Annotated in this window: 18 protein-coding genes; 9 read left to right on the forward strand and 9 right to left on the reverse strand. The window is 71.5% G+C overall.

Annotation, left to right across the window (positions count from 1 at the left end; all coding sequences use genetic code 11):
* Positions 1–76: 76 nt before the first annotated feature.
* Positions 77–628, forward strand: a complete 552-nt coding sequence (locus tag JJ691_RS33360; RefSeq protein ID WP_211763548.1) for a PPA1309 family protein — start codon at positions 77–79, stop codon at positions 626–628.
* A gap of 65 nt (positions 629–693) precedes the next feature.
* Here JJ691_RS33360 and JJ691_RS33365 read toward each other — a convergent pair whose 3' ends face one another.
* Positions 694–1,788 (reverse strand): YlbL family protein, encoded by a 1,095-nt coding sequence (locus tag JJ691_RS33365; RefSeq protein WP_249227179.1) that lies wholly within the window; start codon positions 1,786–1,788, stop codon positions 694–696.
* A gap of 288 nt (positions 1,789–2,076) precedes the next feature.
* Between JJ691_RS33365 and JJ691_RS33370 the strand changes: the two genes are divergently transcribed.
* A complete protein-coding gene (locus JJ691_RS33370) occupies positions 2,077–3,420 on the forward strand; it encodes a zinc-dependent metalloprotease (RefSeq protein WP_211763549.1) in 1,344 nt (447 codons plus the stop codon).
* A 197-nt stretch (positions 3,421–3,617) separates the two neighbouring features.
* Here JJ691_RS33370 and JJ691_RS33375 read toward each other — a convergent pair whose 3' ends face one another.
* Positions 3,618–4,151, reverse strand: coding sequence for a M48 metallopeptidase family protein (locus JJ691_RS33375; protein ID WP_211763550.1), 534 nt, complete (start codon positions 4,149–4,151; stop codon positions 3,618–3,620).
* A gap of 337 nt (positions 4,152–4,488) precedes the next feature.
* On the opposite strand from JJ691_RS33375, the gene JJ691_RS33380 reads away from it, so the two are divergent.
* From JJ691_RS33380 to JJ691_RS33390, 3 genes are all read left to right on the forward strand, one after another.
* Positions 4,489–5,577, forward strand: a complete 1,089-nt coding sequence (locus tag JJ691_RS33380) for a TOMM precursor leader peptide-binding protein (protein WP_211763551.1) — start codon at positions 4,489–4,491, stop codon at positions 5,575–5,577.
* A gap of 63 nt (positions 5,578–5,640) precedes the next feature.
* Positions 5,641–6,948 (forward strand): ABC1 kinase family protein, encoded by a 1,308-nt coding sequence (locus tag JJ691_RS33385; protein WP_211763552.1) that lies wholly within the window; start codon positions 5,641–5,643, stop codon positions 6,946–6,948.
* Between the two features lie 371 nt (positions 6,949–7,319).
* A complete protein-coding gene (locus JJ691_RS33390) occupies positions 7,320–8,276 on the forward strand; it encodes a hypothetical protein (protein WP_211763553.1) in 957 nt (318 codons plus the stop codon).
* Between the two features lie 51 nt (positions 8,277–8,327).
* On the opposite strand, the gene JJ691_RS33395 is transcribed toward JJ691_RS33390, so the two are convergent.
* The 5 genes from JJ691_RS33395 to JJ691_RS33415 all read right to left on the reverse strand — a co-directional run bounded on the left by JJ691_RS33395 (position 8,328) and on the right by JJ691_RS33415 (position 12,242).
* Positions 8,328–8,513 carry a hypothetical protein gene (locus JJ691_RS33395; RefSeq protein WP_211772276.1) on the reverse strand — a complete coding sequence of 62 codons (186 nt, stop codon included), beginning with the start codon at positions 8,511–8,513 and terminating at the stop codon, positions 8,328–8,330.
* Between the two features lie 458 nt (positions 8,514–8,971).
* Positions 8,972–9,205, reverse strand: a complete 234-nt coding sequence (locus tag JJ691_RS33400) for a hypothetical protein (protein WP_211763554.1) — start codon at positions 9,203–9,205, stop codon at positions 8,972–8,974.
* Positions 9,202–9,585 carry a WhiB family transcriptional regulator gene (locus JJ691_RS33405; RefSeq protein WP_211771864.1) on the reverse strand — a complete coding sequence of 128 codons (384 nt, stop codon included), beginning with the start codon at positions 9,583–9,585 and terminating at the stop codon, positions 9,202–9,204. The genes JJ691_RS33400 and JJ691_RS33405 overlap by 4 nt, the downstream gene beginning before the upstream one ends.
* A gap of 172 nt (positions 9,586–9,757) precedes the next feature.
* Entirely contained in the window at positions 9,758–10,021 is a 264-nt protein-coding gene (locus tag JJ691_RS33410; RefSeq protein WP_211763555.1) for a hypothetical protein, read from the reverse strand.
* 130 nt (positions 10,022–10,151) lie between these two features.
* The gene (locus tag JJ691_RS33415; RefSeq protein WP_211763556.1) at positions 10,152–12,242 is read right to left on the reverse strand and encodes an ATP-dependent DNA helicase UvrD2; all 2,091 of its coding nucleotides are present in this window, start codon (positions 12,240–12,242) and stop codon (positions 10,152–10,154) included.
* An 82-nt stretch (positions 12,243–12,324) separates the two neighbouring features.
* On the opposite strand from JJ691_RS33415, the gene JJ691_RS33420 reads away from it, so the two are divergent.
* Positions 12,325–13,056, forward strand: coding sequence for a DUF4191 domain-containing protein (locus tag JJ691_RS33420; RefSeq protein ID WP_211763557.1), 732 nt, complete (start codon positions 12,325–12,327; stop codon positions 13,054–13,056).
* A 201-nt stretch (positions 13,057–13,257) separates the two neighbouring features.
* On the opposite strand, the gene JJ691_RS33425 is transcribed toward JJ691_RS33420, so the two are convergent.
* Positions 13,258–13,743 carry an RDD family protein gene (locus tag JJ691_RS33425; protein WP_211763558.1) on the reverse strand — a complete coding sequence of 162 codons (486 nt, stop codon included), beginning with the start codon at positions 13,741–13,743 and terminating at the stop codon, positions 13,258–13,260.
* Positions 13,744–13,927: 184 nt separating this feature from the next.
* Between JJ691_RS33425 and glnA the strand changes: the two genes are divergently transcribed.
* From glnA to JJ691_RS33440, 3 genes are all read left to right on the forward strand, one after another.
* A complete protein-coding gene (gene glnA / locus JJ691_RS33430; RefSeq protein ID WP_211763559.1) occupies positions 13,928–15,352 on the forward strand; it encodes a type I glutamate--ammonia ligase in 1,425 nt (474 codons plus the stop codon).
* A 169-nt stretch (positions 15,353–15,521) separates the two neighbouring features.
* The gene (locus tag JJ691_RS33435; RefSeq protein WP_211763560.1) at positions 15,522–15,818 is read left to right on the forward strand and encodes an Imm32 family immunity protein; all 297 of its coding nucleotides are present in this window, start codon (positions 15,522–15,524) and stop codon (positions 15,816–15,818) included.
* 38 nt (positions 15,819–15,856) lie between these two features.
* Positions 15,857–16,084 carry a hypothetical protein gene (locus tag JJ691_RS33440; RefSeq protein WP_211763561.1) on the forward strand — a complete coding sequence of 76 codons (228 nt, stop codon included), beginning with the start codon at positions 15,857–15,859 and terminating at the stop codon, positions 16,082–16,084.
* A 45-nt stretch (positions 16,085–16,129) separates the two neighbouring features.
* Here the strand turns inward: JJ691_RS33440 and JJ691_RS33445 are convergent, their stop codons facing one another.
* Entirely contained in the window at positions 16,130–17,062 is a 933-nt protein-coding gene (locus JJ691_RS33445; RefSeq protein WP_211763562.1) for an NADP-dependent oxidoreductase, read from the reverse strand.
* Position 17,063 lies beyond the last annotated feature (1 nt).

The following is a 17,063-nucleotide window of genomic DNA, read 5'->3' on the forward strand; positions in this document are numbered from 1 at the left end:
ACGGTGTCCTGAGTTCCTCGGGCGGGACACCCGCGGGGCCGGGCGGTCATCGGAACTGTGGGGGTCGGATGGGACGATGGGCGGCGTGCCTTCTGTTGACGACGCCGACGAGACCCGGCCGACGCTGCTGCCCGCTCTGGCCCGCGAGGTCGAGGAGTTCGTCTCGGCCGCCGGGTGGGATCAGGCGCCGCAGCTGTTCGCGCTGGTGCCGACCGCCGAGCTGATCGCTCAGCAGCCGGAGCTGCGCGCCCAGCTGGACCCGGCTGCCGCGCTCACGCCGATCGCCCAGGAGGAGCTGCCGGGCGAGGATCTCGGGGACGCGCTGGCCAGCATCGTGTGGCCGGACGCGGTGACCGGCTGCGCCGTGGCGCAGGAGATCGTCGTGCTGCCGCCGGACGCCGAGGCCGAGATCGAGGCCGTCACCGAGGACACCTCGGTGCTGCGCCGGGTCGCCGCCGAGCACCCGCAGCGCCGGGAGGCCCGGCTGGTCGCGGCCGTGCTGCGGGACGGCACCGCCGCCTGCGTGCTGCGGCTGCGCGGCGACCAGGACCGTCCCGACGAGATCGTCGAGCACCCGGAGCTGGCCCCCAACCTCACCGGCGCGCTGCTGCAGACCCTGCGGCCGTAGCGCCCCGGCGAATGCCCCTTTCGGCATGCCGCGACCTCGCCGCGCGCGGAACGCGCGCCACAAGCTCAGCAGCCGGGGGTGGGCTTTCCCGCCTTGAGGGCCTGCAGCGAGCTGACCGCGTCGGCCAGCGTCGTGACCTTGATCAGCTTCAGCCCGTCCGGGGCGTGCGCCTTGGCCTCGGCGCAGTTGTCGGCCGGCGCGAGGAACGCCGTCGCGCCCGCTTCCTTGGCCGCGATCATCTTGAACGGGATGCCGCCGATCGGCTTCACGTTGCCCTGGTCGTCGATCTCCCCGGTGCCGGCGATGTCGCCGCCGTTGTTCAGGTTGTCCGGGGTCAGCTTGTCGATGATGGTCAGCGCGAAGATCAGGCCGGCCGACGGCCCACCCACGTCGGCGAGGCTGATCTTGACCTGGAACGGCACGTCCGGCCGGTCGATCGGGCCGATGCCCATAAAGCCCCAGGCCCGGTCGTCGCTGTGGCCGAGCGTGATCGTCGCGGTCTGCTCGGGCGAGGCGCCGTGCTGGAAGGTGACCGGCACGGCCTGGCCGGGCTTGGTGCTCTTGAGCGCGTCCTGCACCTGCTGCGAGGTGCTGACCTTGGTCCCGTTCACGGCCAGCAGCCGGTCGCCGGCGTTGAGCACGCCGGTCACGGGGCTGCCCTGGCTGATCGAGCCGACCAGCACCTTCATCGGGTAGCCGAGGTAGCGCAGCGCCGCGACCTGGGCGTTGGACTGCGAGTCGGTGAACTCCTGGACGTTCTGCTTCTGCACGTCCTGCTGCGACTCACCGGGCTTGAAATACTCCTCGCGCGGGGCCAGCGAGTAGCGGCCGGACGCCCACAGGCCGAGCGCGCCGAACAGAGTGATGCTGTCGGTCAGCGACACCGTGACCATCCGCAGCTCCCCCTTGGTGGGGAAGGTGTCCTGGCCCTGCACCGAGATCACCGTGGTGCCGTCGACGCTGCCCAGCGTGTTGAAGGTCGGGCCGGGGCCGATCGCGACATACGGGATCGAGACCACGCCGCCGAGCAGACCGATGGCCGCCACGAGCACGAAGCTCCACACCAGTGTCCACGTGCGACGGGCGGGGCCGCCGCGGCGGGGACGTGGAGGCTGCGGCTCAGCGGTGTCCTGGTCGGGCCGCTCAGTTTGCTGGCTCACGACCCCAGAGGGTACGGGCTGTGCCTATGCCGCCCGTTCCGGGCGGGGCTCGGCCGCTCGTGACCGCTGCCTTCCCTGGCCGGATTTAACCCGCCGCATCGGCTTGAGTGGGTGGTTGAGTCGGGTGGCGGCGGGTGAAATCCGGCGACGGTCCAGGCAGCGGCGCGGCCGAGCACTCTCCTGCGTTGGCGGCCGGACTCCTACCACCGACGCGGCCTTGATTCCGCTCGTGGCGGCGTTCGCCGAGCGCGCACAGCTTGGGTCTGGCCAGCCGCGTACCGTGGAGACATGACCGATCTGCCGTTCGGGTTCAATCCGTCACCGAACCCTGACGACCGCGGCGAGGGCTCCTCCTCCGGCGGCAACACACCGCCCGGGGGGATGCCGCCCGGGGGCGTCCCCTTCGACATGGGCCAGCTCGGCCAGATGCTCAGCCAACTGGGTCAGATGCTCAGCCAGGCGCAGACATCGGGCAGTGGGCCGGTCAACTACGAGCTGGCCAAGCAGATCGCCATGCAGCAGCTGTCCCAGTCCGGCGGCAGCGCCGGCGGCGAGCAGTCCGGGGCCGTGGCCGACGCCGTGCACCTGGCCGAGATGTGGCTGGACCCGGTGACCACGCTGCCGGCCGGCGCGCGGATCGGCAAGGCCTGGTCGGCCGTGGACTGGGTGAACGAGACGCTGTCCACCTGGCAGCGGCTGTTCGACCCGGTCGCGCAGCGGGTGTCCGGCGCGTGGGTGGAGGCCCTGCCCGAGGAGGCCAAGGCCGCGGCCGGCCCGATGCTGGCGATGGTCGGCCAGATGGGCGGCATGGCGTTCGGCTCCCAGCTCGGCAGCGCGCTGGCGCAGCTGGCGTCCGAGGTCCTCACCTCGACCGAGGTCGGCCTGCCGCTGGGCCCCGAGGGCACCGCCGCGCTGCTGCCGGCCAACATCGAGAAGTTCACCGGCGGCCTGGAGCGGCCGGCCAGCGAGGTGATGGTCTTCCTGGCCGCCCGCGAGGCCGCTCACCAGCGGCTGTTCGCGCACGTGCCGTGGCTGCGGCAGCGGCTGCTCGCCACCGTCGAGGAGTTCGCCCGCGGCATCAAGGTCGACACCTCCGCGCTGGAGCAGCTGGCCACGCAGGTCGACCCCAGCAACCCGGCGAGCATCGAGGAGGCCATGCGGTCCGGCCTGCTCGAACCGCAGACCACCCCCGAGCAGAAGGCCGCCCTCACCCGGCTCGAGACCCTGTTGGCCCTGGTCGAGGGCTGGGTCGACGTGGTCGTCGCCGACGCCGTCGGCGAGCGGCTGCCCGGCGCCGAGGCGCTGCGGGAGACGCTGCGCCGCCGCCGGGCGTCCGGCGGGCCGGCCGAGCAGACCTTCGCCACCCTCGTCGGCCTCGAACTGCGCCCCCGCCGGCTGCGCGCCGCCTCCGCGCTGTGGCGTCTGGTCGGCGACCAGCACGGCATCGAGCGCCGGGACGGGCTGTGGGCCCACCGCGACCTCATTCCGACCGGCGAGGACCTCGACGACCCCATGGAGTTCGCCGAGCGCATGGGCGGCGGCGCCGAGCTGGGCGACGACCCCATCGCCGAGCTCGAGCGCACCGAGCGTGAAGAGAAGGAACGCGGGGAGAACGGCCCCCAGCAGGACTGACTCATCCGCGCCGGCCGTCGTGTCCGCACGGCGGCCGGCCTACGGGCAGCTTCGCCCCCACCGGCCTGAACTTCAGGTTGGCGGCCTGTGCGCCAGGAGGCACCGGTCTCGGGCCGCGGGGCCAGCGGGCTCGGCATCGAAGGCGTGCTGCCTGGCCGCTGGCGCCGCGAAGGCGGCCTTGGTGTCACCGGCCGTCGTCAGTCGTCCTCCTCGCTGATGCCCCAGCCCGCGGCCGCCGACAGGCCCTCCAGGTAGCCGACCGCCCGGTCGGTCCGCGGGTAGTTCTGCACCAGCTTCCAGAAAGCGGGCCCGTGACCGGGCACCAGCAGGTGCGTCAGCTCATGCACCAGCACGTAGTCGAGGACCCACGTCGGCACCTCGCGCAGCCGCTCACTCACTCGGATCGTGCCGTCCGCCGGCGTGCAGGACGCCCAGCGCGTCCGCATCGGCGGCACCCACCGCACGCTCTTGGGCACCGCCCGGTTGCCCAGATGTCGCGCCGACAGCTCGGCGCACCTCGACAGCAGTGCCTCGTCCGACGTCCGGGCGGGCGCCCGGCGTCGGGTCTCGCTCCGTTGCAGGCGCGCGAGCATCTCAGCCACCCAGTGCTCCTCCTCGGCCCGAGTCATCTGGGCCGGGAGCAGCACGATGACCGTGTCACCCTCCCGATATGCCGTCACCGTGCGACGACGTCGCCGGCTGCGGCGAACCTCCACCTGTGGATCAGCCACGCGTTCACGGTAAGGCCAAGCACCGACAATTCACCCCGGGTCGTGTCGGTCCGCACTACGACCGGTCCGCGGATCCCTCTCCGGGGTGGTTCCCCGCCCTCGGCCGCGACCACCGACCGCGACCATGTTTGCGCTGCTGGGCTGGGCTGTTCGGGGTGTCGCGGCGATGCCGGACACCAACTCGGGTGGCCGTGTCAAGTGCCGTCAGCGAGCGGCGAACGCCGTCAAATAGCCCGAATCAGACGAACTGTCAATCGACCGATGGTGAACTGTGGACTGCCCGCCCGGCCGTGGACAGTCGGTTGGCGGTCGCCGGCGCCCCTGCCAGCCTGCATGCATGGACCAGACGCCGCTGGACGTGGCACAGCCGCACGTGGCATTGCCACGTCGGCCCCGTGTGCTGCCGGGCCTCGCCGTGCTCCGGCGCGGCGACCACGAGCTGCAGATCGGCATCGACCCCCGGCACGGCGTGCTGCTCGACAACCTGTCCGGGGATCTGATCGACCTGCTGCCGGCGATGACCGGGGAGGCGACCCTGCCGGAGCTGCTGGACCGCTTCGCCGACGAGCGGTCCCGGCAGGCGGCAGTGGCGCTGCTGACCTCGCTGGCCGACGCCGGCCTGCTCGACGACGCCTCGCCCGACGGCGGCGGCCCGCAGATGCCGGCCCGGCTGTCGGCGGACGCGACGGCATGGTCGCTGCGGACCGGCAACCCACGCCGGCGGCTGCCCTTCAACCGACAGCAGGCGGCGGTGGCCGTACGCGGCGAGGGCCGGCTGGGCGTGGCGATCGCGGGCCTGCTCGCGGCGGCCGGCGTCGGCTGGGTCGACTTCGACGCGGCCGGCCGGGTGCGGGCCGAGGACACCGGAACCGGATACCTGGACACCGATGTCGACCTGCCCCGGCGGGAAGCCGGCATCGCCGCCATCCACCGGTCCGTCTGCACCGCCAAGACCGGCCGGCTGCCGCCGGCTCGCAAGCCGGACCTGGCCGTGCTCACCGACGCGGTGGTGCCCGCGCCGGGCATGATCGCCGCACTGCAGGCCGAGGGCGTCCCCTACCTGCTCGTACGGATGCGGGACGGCACCGGCGTCGTCGGCCCGCTGGTGGTGCCCGGCCGGACCAGCTGCCCGCACTGCATGGATCTGCACCGTCGCGACCTGGACCCGGCGTGGCCACTGCTGGCCCTGCAGCTCGCCGGCCGGCCGCAGGCGGCCGAGCTGGCCGCCACCCAGGCGACCGCCGGCTTCGCCGCCGAGCAGGCACTGCTGACGTTGGACTGGTGGCTGAGCGGTACGGGCGCGCCGACGCTGGGCAACGCCAGCCTGGAGATCGACACCGCCGCCGGCACGGTGCTCACCAAGCCGTGGCCGCCGCATCCGGACTGCCGCTGCGGCGCGGTCGGGCCCGAGGAGGCTAGCGTGTAGAGCGACAGCCGGGGTGGAGGAGATCACTCACGTCCACCCCCAGCTCAAGGGGAGAATCACCGGGTGACCGAGATCCCGCGCAACGCCGTCCAGCGGACCGCGAAGCTTGCCAGCCTGCCGATCGGGGTAGCCGGTCGGGTCGTCGGCGGCTGGGGCAAGCGGCTGATCGGCCAGAGCGCCGAGGAGGTCAGCTCCCAGCTGAACGCCAAGACCGCCGAACAGCTGTTCGCGGTGTTGGGGCAGCTCAAGGGCGGCGCGATGAAGTTCGGGCAGGCGCTGAGCGTGTTCGAGGCCGCGGTGCCGGACGAGCTGGCCGCGCCCTATCGGGACGCGCTCACCAAACTCCAGGCGGCCGCGCCACCGCTGGAGGCGCGCAGCGTGCACCGGGTGCTCGCCGAGCAGCTGGGCGCGTCGTGGGCCAAGCGGTTCCAGGAGTTCGACGACCGGCCGGCCGCCGCCGCCAGCATCGGGCAGGTCCACCGGGCCATCTGGCACGACGGCCGCGAGGTCGCGGTCAAGGTGCAGTACCCGGGCGCGGACGAGGCCCTGCTGTCCGACCTGAAGCAGCTCCAGCGCTTCAGCCGGCTGTTCCAGGCGCTGGTGCCGGGCGCGGAGATCAAGCCGCTGCTGGCCGAGCTGCGCGAGCGCATGGTCGAGGAGTTGGACTACCGGACCGAGGCCGCCAACCAGCGCACCTTCGCCAAGGCCTTCGACGGCGACGACCACGTGCTGGTGCCGAAGGTGGTGGCCAGCGCGCCGATGGTGATCGTCTCCGAATGGGTGACCGGCACGCCGCTGGCCTCGATCATCCGCGACGGCGACCAGGCGACCCGGGACCACGCCGGCACGCTGTTGTCGGAGTTCCACTTCTCGTCACCAGCCCGGACCGGGCTGCTGCACGCCGACCCGCACCCGGGCAACTTCATGCTGCTGCCGGACGGCCGGCTGTGCGTGATCGACTTCGGCGCGGCCGCGCGGCTGCCCGACGGCCTGCCCCGCACCCTGGGGCTGATGACCCGGCTGTCCCTGGAGCACCGCTCCGAGGAACTGCTGGAGCTGCTGAAGGAAGAGCACTTCGTGCGGCCGGACAGCGAGGTCGCGCCGGACGACGCCGTCGCCTACCTCGGGCCGTTCGTCGAGCCACTGCGGGCCGAGCGCTTCAAGTTCACCCGCAAGTGGCTGCAGCAGCAGGCAGAGCGCATCGGCGACCTGCGGGGCCAGGACTTCCGCACCGGGCGTTCGCTCAACCTGCCGCCGCAGTACCTACTCATCCACCGGGTCACGATGGGCGCCACCGGCATCCTGTGCCAGCTCGGCGCCGAGGTGCCGGCCCGGGCGATCGTCTCTCGGTGGCAGCCGGGCTTCGGCTGAGTCTTTGGCCCCGCCTCCGGCAGGGCAGGCTCGGCCGCTCGTGACCGGTGCCTTCCCTGGCCGGATTTAACCCGCCGCGTCGGCTTGGGTGAGTGGTTGCGTTGGGGGGCGGCGGGTGAAATCCGGCTGCGGTCCAGGCACCGGCGCGGCCGAGCACTCGACGGGGTTGGCGACCTGGCCGGTGTTGTAGGCCGGGCAGCGGCGGGGCCTCGCGCTCTCCGGCGTTGGCGAGGTCCAGGCACCGGCGCGGGACCGCGGGCGGCTTGAGTTGTCCACAGGCTGTGGGTGGCTGAGGGGCCAGTAACGGGCAGTTGTCCACAGATGCCGAATCGGTATTCCCCTGGGTCGGCCATGGCCCGACCATCGAGGTCATGACCCAGATCACGCCGGCCGCTCTGGCCTCGCTCGCGGGCAGCGTGCCCGACAGCGTGGTCAGTGCCGCGGAACTACGCGCGAGCGGCGTGTCCGGCTCCGAGATCGCTGCCGGGTGCCGGGCCGGCGGACCGTGGCAGCGGCTGCTGCCGGGCGTGCTGCTGCTGTCCAGCGCGGAGCCCAGCCGCCGGCAGCGGCTGCGTGCGGCGCTGGCGTATGCCGGCGAGGAGGCGGCGATCACCGGCCTGGACGCCGCGGGTCTCGACCACGACCTGGACGTGCGTGCCGGGTCCGAGGTGCATGTGCTCGTGCCGGCGGCTCGACGGACCGCCGCCGCCGGCTATCTCGTGGTTGAACGGACCGCGAGGATGCCAACGCCGGTCGAGCGGGACGGACTGCGCTACGCCCCGGTCCCCCGGGCCGTGCTCGACGCCGCCCGCCGAGAGTGCGACGCCGTCCGGCTGCGGGCCCTGCTCTCCGCGCCGGTCCGGCACGGCCTGTGCGGCGTCGCCGAGCTTCGGTCCGAACTGGACGCCGGCAACCAGAACGGCTCCGCCGCGCCACGAGCTGCCCTGCGGGCGGTGTCGGACGGAGTGGTCTCCCTGACCGAGGGCCTGGCACGGCGGGTGGCCCGTGGCTCGCTGTTGCCGCCGCCGAGATGGAACGTGCCCATCCGCGACGTCACCGGTGCGCTGCTCGGCGTCGTCGACGCGTGGTGGGACGAGGTGGCGCTCGGTTGGGAGGCCGGCGCCCAGCACTTCCGCCTCGGCCCGCAGCCCCCGGGCCGCGACGCCCGGCTCTCCGCCGCTGGGGTGATCATGCTGCGAACCGTGCCGGAAGTCTTACGCCGGGACCCGGACGGCGTGCGGCGGGACCTCGTGGAGGCGTTCCGCCGCGCCGCCAACCGGGTCCGACCGCCGGTGCACGCGCTGTCCGACCACCTACCCGGCGGCTGAGTCCGGATATGCCGACGGCCGCCGCGGGCAATCCGCGGCGGCCGGGTTGGGTCACCAGTATTCGGCCGGCAGCTTGCCCTCGATGTCCCGGACATGCGCGCGGGCGCAGGTGGGACACAGCCACCGCTGGGCGCCCCGCTCCCGCTCCGACACCCAGGCAAGCGCCTCGGCGGGAGCGGCGACGAGGTCGCGGCGGCGGCCGCAGATCGAACAGGTCACCAGTTCGTTGTCTGCCACGCCCACGACGCTAGGACAGTTCCCGACACCGCGGGCCGGCAGTTGCACAGCCGTGTGGGCGAACCATTAGTCCACCCGTGTCCGAAGCCATCCCGACACCGGCCGACGCGCGTCCAGCCGCCGCACCACTCCAAAGGGCAGCACGGCGGCCGAACGGATTTAGTTATCGCAAGGCCGCACCGACACCCGATCGATCCCCTCACACCGCAGAGGCCTTCCCCCAACGCAGGAGAGTGCGAGGCCCCGCCGGTGTTTCGCACGGTTGGCGGATTTCGCCCGCCGCCACCCGACGCGCACCGCATCCGAGCCGGATGCGGCGGGCTAAATCCGGCAAGGGCGAGACACCGGCTACCCGGGGGCCGAGCCGCGACGCCGAAGGCGGCGCCAAAAACACGGCGTCCAGCCGCCGCACTGCCCGAAGGGGCGGTGCGGCGGCTGGACCGGATCTTGTTGTTGTGTCAGACCGCGTAGCGGGATGCCGCCCGCTCGGCGCGCCTGGCTGCCCAGCCCGCGACCTTGCGCCACCGCTTGGTGGCGCTCAGCCGGCGGGCCAAGCGTTGCTCCTCCGCTACCAGGCGTACTTCATGCAATCGGATCCGGGCGAGTTCTTGGTCGAGCAACATGACTGAGGTCCCCTCAGGTTCGTAATTGGAGATCATCGGGATGTCTGCGTCGTAGCGGACGGTGTTCACGCGGCTGCCTCCTGGTTTCCTGTGGTCGCGGCATCCGCCTCGGCGAGGCGGTCGCTCTTGCGCGGGCGGCCACGGGGCCGCTTGCGGGCGATGACCGCGCCACGCTCGAAGATCTCGCCACCCCAGACGCCCCACGGCTCACGCCGGGCAAGGGCGGCCGCGAGGCACTCCGTCCGGACGGGGCAGGAGGTGCAGAGCACCTTGGCCTGCTCCAGGTCGGCGGGAGCGTCGGCGAACCACAGGTCCGGGTTGTTGGCCCGGCAGGGCAGGTCGAGCCCGGCACCCGGCGCGGTGTCGAGCAGCTCCGCGACACCGGCGCCGGTCGGCGCGGTGAAGTCGGGCAACACAGTTCCCTCTATCGGAACGGTGGCGGTGAACATGGTGGACTTCCTCCCGTTTTCGGTGGTGCTCATGCAGGTGTTGGCGGTGGAGCCGTCGTACGTCGGGGCGTGCATGTCCCTGCCGTTCGAGTTGGTGCCGAAAAAACCACGAAGGCCGCGGTCCCGTTCCCGGGTCCGCGGCCTTCGTGAGCCGTAAGTCCTGACACTCCTGTCAGGTACTTCGCTCCTGCGCGAACCAGAGAAGAACGTGCTTGCGGACCTTCACGAACGCCGGCTGGCCATTGGTCGGCAGGCCAGTGCTCTGCTCACCATTGGTCAGGGCGCGCTCGACCGAGCCGGCCGTCCACGGCCGCGCCTGATCGACGGAAACACGAGAGGTGATCCCCTTGCCGCACATGGCAAGAGTCCCGGCCTGCGGATAGGCGGGTGCCACGAGGATGTTGATGCCGTTGCTTCCCATGTCGTCCGCCTCCAAACCAGGGTCTCGTCGTGGTCGTGTGGTCTTGTCTTGTTCGGGCGTCTCGCGCCCGGCCTATGCAGGCTATTGCCCCTGCGCAGGGGCGTGCAACCGGTTTTTGAAAAGTTCCTACGGAACTTCTCGACGATCAGGTGGAGCCTACCCCAGCATCGCCTCTGACCAGGGCGATCACGTCGGCGCCGTACTTGTCGAGCTTGCTCGGACCGATGCCGGAGATGGCCACCAGGCCGCTGGTGTCGGACGGCCGCTGCTCGGCGATGGCGGTCAGCGTGGTGTCGGTGAACACCACATAGGGAGGAACCCTCAGCTGCCCGGCCTTGGCCTTGCGCCACTCCTTCAGGCGCTCCAGCAGCTCTTCGTCCACATCGGACGGACAGGTGGCGCACCGCCCCAGCTTGATGGCGGGCGTGCTGACCAGCACGTCACCGCACACCCGGCACTCGACGCGGAACGAGCGCCGCGTCGGCGCGGCTTCCCGCTGCGCACCGCCGACCGGTCGTGCGGCCGGGTGGTCCTCGGGCAGCAGCCCGTAGAGGAAGCGGCTGCGCCGGCGGGTCCGGCGGCCGCCCGCGGTCCGCGACAGCGACCACGACAGCCACAGATGTTCACGCGCCCGGGTGACGCCGACGTAGAGCAGCCGGCGCTCCTCCTCGATCGCCGCCTCGTCGGTGTCGGCGTGCTGGATCGGCATGGTGCCCTCGGTCAGCCCGATCAGGAACACCGCGTCCCACTCCAGCCCCTTAGCCGCGTGCAGCGACGCCAGCGTGACGCCCTCCACCGTCGGCGGGTGCTGGGCCTCGGCCCGCATCTCCAGCTCGCCCACGAACCGCGCGAGGTCCGCCCCCGGCACCACCGTGTCGAGTTCCTCGGCCAGTTCGACCAACGCCAGCAACGACTCCCAGCGCTCCCGCTGCGCGCCACCGGTCGGCGGCTCCAGCGACAGGCCGTGCGGCTTGAGCACCTCGCGGACCAAGGTCGGCAGCTCCGCCTCGGGCGCACTGCCCACGGCCGCCCGCAGCGACACCATGGCCTGCCGGATCTCGGGCCGGTTGAAGAAGCGCTCGCCGCCGCGCACCTGGTACGGGATCTGCGCCTCGGACAGCGCCTGCTCGCACACCTCGGACTGGGCGTTGACCCGGAACAGGACGGCGATCTCGCTGGCCGGCAGGCCGTTGCGCAACAGCGCCCCGATCTTGTCGGCGACCGCCTGGGCCTCGGCCGGCTCGTCGTCGAACTCGGAGAACTTCGGCTCCGGCCCGGACGGCCGGTGCCCGATCAGGCGCAGCCGCGAGCCGGCCGGTCGGTCCCGGGCCGCCCCGATCACCCGGTTGGCCAGGGTCACCACCTCGGGCGTGGACCGGTAGTCACGCTCCAGCCGCACCACCACCGCCTCCGGGAACCGGCGCGGGAAGTCCAGCAGCGGCCGGGGCGAGGCGCCGGCGAAGGAGTAGATGGTCTGGTTGGCGTCGCCGACCACGGTCAGGTCGTCCCGGCCGCCGAGCCAGCCGTTGAGCACCCGCTGCTGCAGCGGCGTCACGTCCTGGTACTCGTCGACCACGAAGCAGCGGTACCGGTCGCGGAACTCGGTCGCGACGTCGGCGTGCTCCTCCAGGATGGCCGCGGTGTGCAGCAGCAGGTCGTCGAAGTCGAGCAGCCGGGCGCGCGTCTTGAGCTGCTCGTAGCCCTGGTAGACGCGGGCGACCTGGTCGGCCGGCAGCGGGACGTCGCGCCGCGCCTTGGCCACCGCCGTCGGGTAGTCGTCGGGGGTGACCAGCGACGCCTTGGCCCACTCGATCTCACTGGCCAGGTCGCGCAGCGACTCGGCGCTGGTCGGGGCGCCGAGCCGGTTGGCCGCCTGGCCGACCAGCCGCAGTTTGCCGTCGAGCAGCTCCCACGGGGCGTCGCCGATCACCCGCGGCCAGAAGTAGCGCAGCTGCCGCAGCGCCGCGGCGTGGAAAGTGACCGCCTGCGCGCCGTGCACGCCGAGCGCCCGCAGCCGCGTCCGCATCTCGCCGGCCGCGCGCTTGGTGAAGGTGACGGCCAGCACCTGGCCGGGCGCGACGTGGCCGCGGTCCACGAGGTAGGCGATGCGCCTGGTGATCGTCCTGGTCTTCCCGGTGCCGGCGCCGGCCAGCACGCACACCGGCCCCCTGGGCGCGGTGACCGCGCCGAGTTGCTCCGGATCCAGGTCTTCGAGGAGTCGACCTTCGGCGTCCATGCCTGGCATCCTCGCAGAGGCCTCCGACAGGAAAAGCGGAGCAGGGCGGAACCGGTCCACCCACCGGCCTTATCCTGGACACATGGCTGGTAAGCAGGAGGACAAGGCGGCCGCCAAGGAGGCGGCGCGGGCCAAGCGCGCGGAGTCGCGGGCCCGGCGCAGTCAGATCTTCGAGGCGTTCAAGATGCAGCGCCGCGAGGACAAGGCCCTGGTGCCGCTCATGCTGGGCGCGCTGCTGGGCGTTGCCGCTGTCGCGTTCCTGATCGGCCTGATCTGGGACATGCAGTGGCTGTTCCTCGGCCCCGGTGTGGTGCTGGGCGCGTTGGCCGCGGTGTTGCTGTTCGGACGGCGCGTGTCGCGGACCGTGTACAAGAAGGCGGACGGCCAGCCCGGCGCGGCCGGCTGGGCCCTGGACAACCTGCGCGGCAACTGGCGGGTCACCCAGGCCGTGGCCGGCACCACGCAGCTGGACGTCGTGCACCGGGTGCTCGGGCTGCCCGGCGTCATCCTCGTCGCCGAGGGCGCGCCGCATCGGGTGAAGTCGCTGCTCGCGCAGGAGAAGAAGCGCCTGTCGCGGGTCGTGGGCAGCACGCCCATCTACGACGTCATCATCGGCAACGAGGAGGGCGAGGTGCCGCTGCGCAAGCTGCAGCAGCACATGATGCGGCTGCCCCGCAACATCTCGAAGGCCGACGTGGACCGGCTGGAGAAGGGCATGGCCGCCCTGGCCAGCCGCGGCGCCGCGCTGCCCAAGGGCCCGCTGCCGCAGGGCGCCAAGATGCGCAACGTGCAGCGCACCCTCCGGCGGCGCTGAGTTTTTTGCCGCGCGTTCCGCGCGGGGCTCGGCCCCTTCGGGGGCCGATGCCTCGCTCTTGCCGAATTTCGTCCGCCGCATCCGGCTCGGATGCGGGGTGCGTGGGTGGCGGCGGACGAAATCCGCCAACCGTGCGAAGCATCGGCGGGGCCTCGCACTCTCCTGTGTTGGCGAAGTCCGCTCCCTTGCCGACCTACAACATCACCGCATGCGGACCACGATGGTGCCGACCAGGCGGTCGTGCAGGCCCCGGTAGTCGTAGTCCCAGACCACGGCCGGGATGATCACGCCGACCAGCAGCGTCCGCACGATCGCCCGGGGCACGCCGACCATGGCGGAGCCGTCGATGCGGGCCACCCGCACGCCCATCGCGAACATGCCGGGGGTGAAGCCGAAGAAGGAGACCGCGATCACACCGATCAGGAACCAGGTCAGCAGGCTCCAGTTGCGCGGCAGGTCGGGCATCGTGAACAGGGCGGTGATCAGGGCGGCCAGCACGCAGTCGATGAGCATCGCCGCCGCGCGTCGGGCGGTCGACGGGACGGAGCCCACGCCGGACTCGGGCAGACCGAACCGCTCACCGCGATACCGCTGCTGATCGATGTGCTGTTGGGTGCCCCCGGAGCCCTCGCCCGGCTCCTGCGCCGCGCGGGGTCCGGACATCCACGAACCGGTCCACCTGTTCACCCCTCCAGGGTAAGGCCGCGGTCACAGCAAGGAGGCGGCGAGGTGACCCACTACCCTGTTCGCGGTCTCGTTAACACCCGCGAAACACCTGGGTGACTGACGGGCAACACCACCCGCCTAGTTTCGTCACGGAAACAGCCGGCGACGTGCCGGGACGGGCTACGAGCCGAAGGAGCCAACGAGGGTGTTCACCAATCCCGACGAGGTCCTGCGCTTCATCTCCGACGAGGAAGTGAAGTTCGTCGACGTCAGGTTCAGCGACCTGCCAGGCATCATGCAGCACTTCACTGTGCCGGCGGCGTCGTTCGACGCGGACGCCATCGCCGAGGGGCTGGCCTTCGACGGCTCGTCGGTTCGCGGGTTCCAGCAGATCCACGAGTCGGACATGCTGCTGCTGCCCGACCTGGCGACCGCGCGGATCGACCCGTTCCGCATCGAGAAGACCCTCATCGTCAACTTCTTCGTGCACGACCCGCTGACCCGCGAGCCCTACAGCCGCGACCCGCGCAACATCGCGCGCAAGGCCGAGCTGTTCATCGCCGAGAACGGCGTGGCCGACACCGCCTTCTTCGGCGCCGAGGCCGAGTTCTACCTGTTCGACTCGGTGCGCTTCGACAGCGCCGAGAACGCCTCCTTCCACGAGATCGACTCGATCGCGGGCTGGTGGAACACCGGCGCCGACGAGGAGGGCGGCAACAAGGGCTACAAGGTCAAGTACAAGGGCGGCTACTTCCCGGTCTCCCCGACCGACCACTTCGCCGACCTGCGCGACAAGATCACGCTGAACCTGATCGACTCCGGCTTCACCGTCGAGCGGGCCCACCACGAGGTCGGCACCGCCGGTCAGGCCGAGATCAACTACAAGTTCAACTCACTGCTGCACGCGGCCGACGACCTGCAGCTGTTCAAGTACATCGTCAAGAACACCGCGTGGCAGGCCGGCAAGACCGCGACCTTCATGCCCAAGCCGCTGTTCGGCGACAACGGCTCCGGCATGCACTGCCACCAGTCGCTGTGGAAGGACGGCGCGCCGCTGTTCTACGACGAGTCCGGCTACGGCGGCCTGTCCGACACCGCGCGCCACTACATCGGTGGCCTGCTGCACCACGCGCCGAGCCTGCTGGCCTTCACCAACCCGACGGTGAACTCCTACCACCGCCTGGTGCCCGGCTTCGAGGCCCCGGTCAACCTGGTGTACTCGCAGCGCAACCGCTCCGCGTGCATCCGGATCCCGATCACCGGCAACAACCCGAAGGCCAAGCGCGTCGAGTTCCGCTGCCCCGACTCGTCCGGCAACCCCTACCTGGCCTTCGCCTCGATGCTGATGGCCGGCCTGGACGGCATCAAGAACAAGATCGAGCCGCCGGCCCCGGTCGACAAGGACCTCTACGAGCTGCCCCCGGAGGAGGCCAAGGAGGTCGCCCAGGTGCCCGGCTCGCTCGGCGAGGTGCTGGACAACCTGGAGCGCGACCACGACTTCCTGCTCGAGGGCGGCGTGTTCACCCCGGACGTGATCGAGACCTGGATCGCGCTCAAGCGGGAGAACGAGATCGACCCGCTGCGGCTGCGCCCGCACCCGTACGAGTTCGCGCTGTACTACGACGTGTGATCGACGGCGGGGTTCACCCCGCCGGCCCTAGACGTCGCGCAGAAGCCGGGTCCGTCTCCACGGGCCCGGCTTTTGCCTGTCGCACAACGGGAAGTGACACACAGACGTAACAAAACGGCCGGGTCGGTCGGGTTGGATGAACAGCAGGTGATGCGCTGGAGGTGGCGAGATGGCCGAGCCCGTTCGCATGGAGTCCACCCGCGAGGTGGTCGTCTCCGTCCCCGTGTACGACGCGGTCCGCGGCCTGAGCCGGACCTGGCCGGCGAACTACCGGCTGAGCTTCGACGTCACAGCGCACGGCGAGGTGGTGATCCGGGGCGACAAGGCGGGCCTGCGGGGCCTGGCCGTGCAGCTGCTGGCGCTGGCCGAGCAGGACGTGCCGGAGCGCTTCCACCACCGCATCGACGACTTCATGCTCGAGGTCGAGCGGGGCTCGTTACCGGTGCGGATAGAGCAGGCAGGCTGATCGCAGGGGCTCCGGGGCGACCCTCTAATGTCACGCCCGTGGCCGAAAACGACGCAAACCTGCTGAGCACCCACTTCTTCGACTCCGCCGCCGAGGCGACCGAGGCGGTGCGCGCCGCGGACCTGCTCGGTCTGGGTGTCGCCCTGTCCAACCGGCTCGTCCCGGACACCGACTCCGACGACGGCTCGTTCGTCGAGGAGTGGGTGGTCGACATCTTCGCCTCCGTTCCGGAGGCGGAGGCCGACAGTGAGGCCGAGGTGGCCTGACACCGCCGAGGTGGGGCGTGCCAACACGCCCCACCCCAACACCGGTCACGGCACCGAGATGACCACCTTGCCCCGCACGTGGCCACCCTCGACCAGGCGCTGCGCGTCGGCCGACTCGGCCAGCGGGAAGACCTTCTCGATCTCCACCTTGATGTCACCCGATGCGGTGAGATCTCCGAGCCAGGACAGCTGTTCGCTGTTCGGCTTCACAAAAACGTAGTGGCCGCCCAGCTCAAGGACCCGGTTCTCGATGATCGACCCGATCCGGCTGGGATCGCGCACCAGCTTCGGGGAGACGCTGAGCGCGTCGCCGCCGATCAGATCGATCACGGCGTCGACCTTGCCGTCACCGCCCAGCAGCGCCGCGACCCGGTCCTCCAGGCCCTCGCCGTAGGTCACCGGCTCCGCGCCCAGTGAGCGCAGGAAATCGTGGTTGCGCTCGGACGCCGTGCCGAGCACCCGGCCGGCGCCGAGCGCCCGGGCGATCTGCACCGCCAGGTGCCCGACACCGCCGGCCGCAGCGTGCACCAGGACCGTGTCGCCCTCGCCGACGCCGACCTTCTTCAGCAGCTGCAACGCCGTCAGCCCGGCCAGCGGCAGCGCGGCCGCCTGCTCGAAGGTGATTCCCGCCGGCTTGTGCGCGAGGCCCCGCTCCGGTGCGGCCACCAGCTCCGCGTAGGTGCCGTTCTGCACGTGGTCCTTGCGCAGGTAGCCGAACACCTCGTCACCGGGCGCGTAGCCGTCGGCCGCCGGGCCAGCCTGCACCACCACGCCGGCCGCGTCCCAGCCCTGGATGAGCGGGAAGTGGTGCGGCAGCGCGCCCTGCAGGTAGCCCGCGCGGATCTTGTAGTCCACCGGGTTCACGCTCGCCGCCCGGACCGCGACCAGCACCTGGTCCGGGCCGACCAGCGGGTCCGGCAGGTCCTGGAGCGACAGGACGCCCGCGTCGCCGAACTCGTTCTGGGCGATTGCCTTCAAC

This window comes from Kutzneria sp. CA-103260, assembly GCF_018263855.1.
GTDB lineage: Bacteria > Actinomycetota > Actinomycetes > Mycobacteriales > Pseudonocardiaceae > Kutzneria.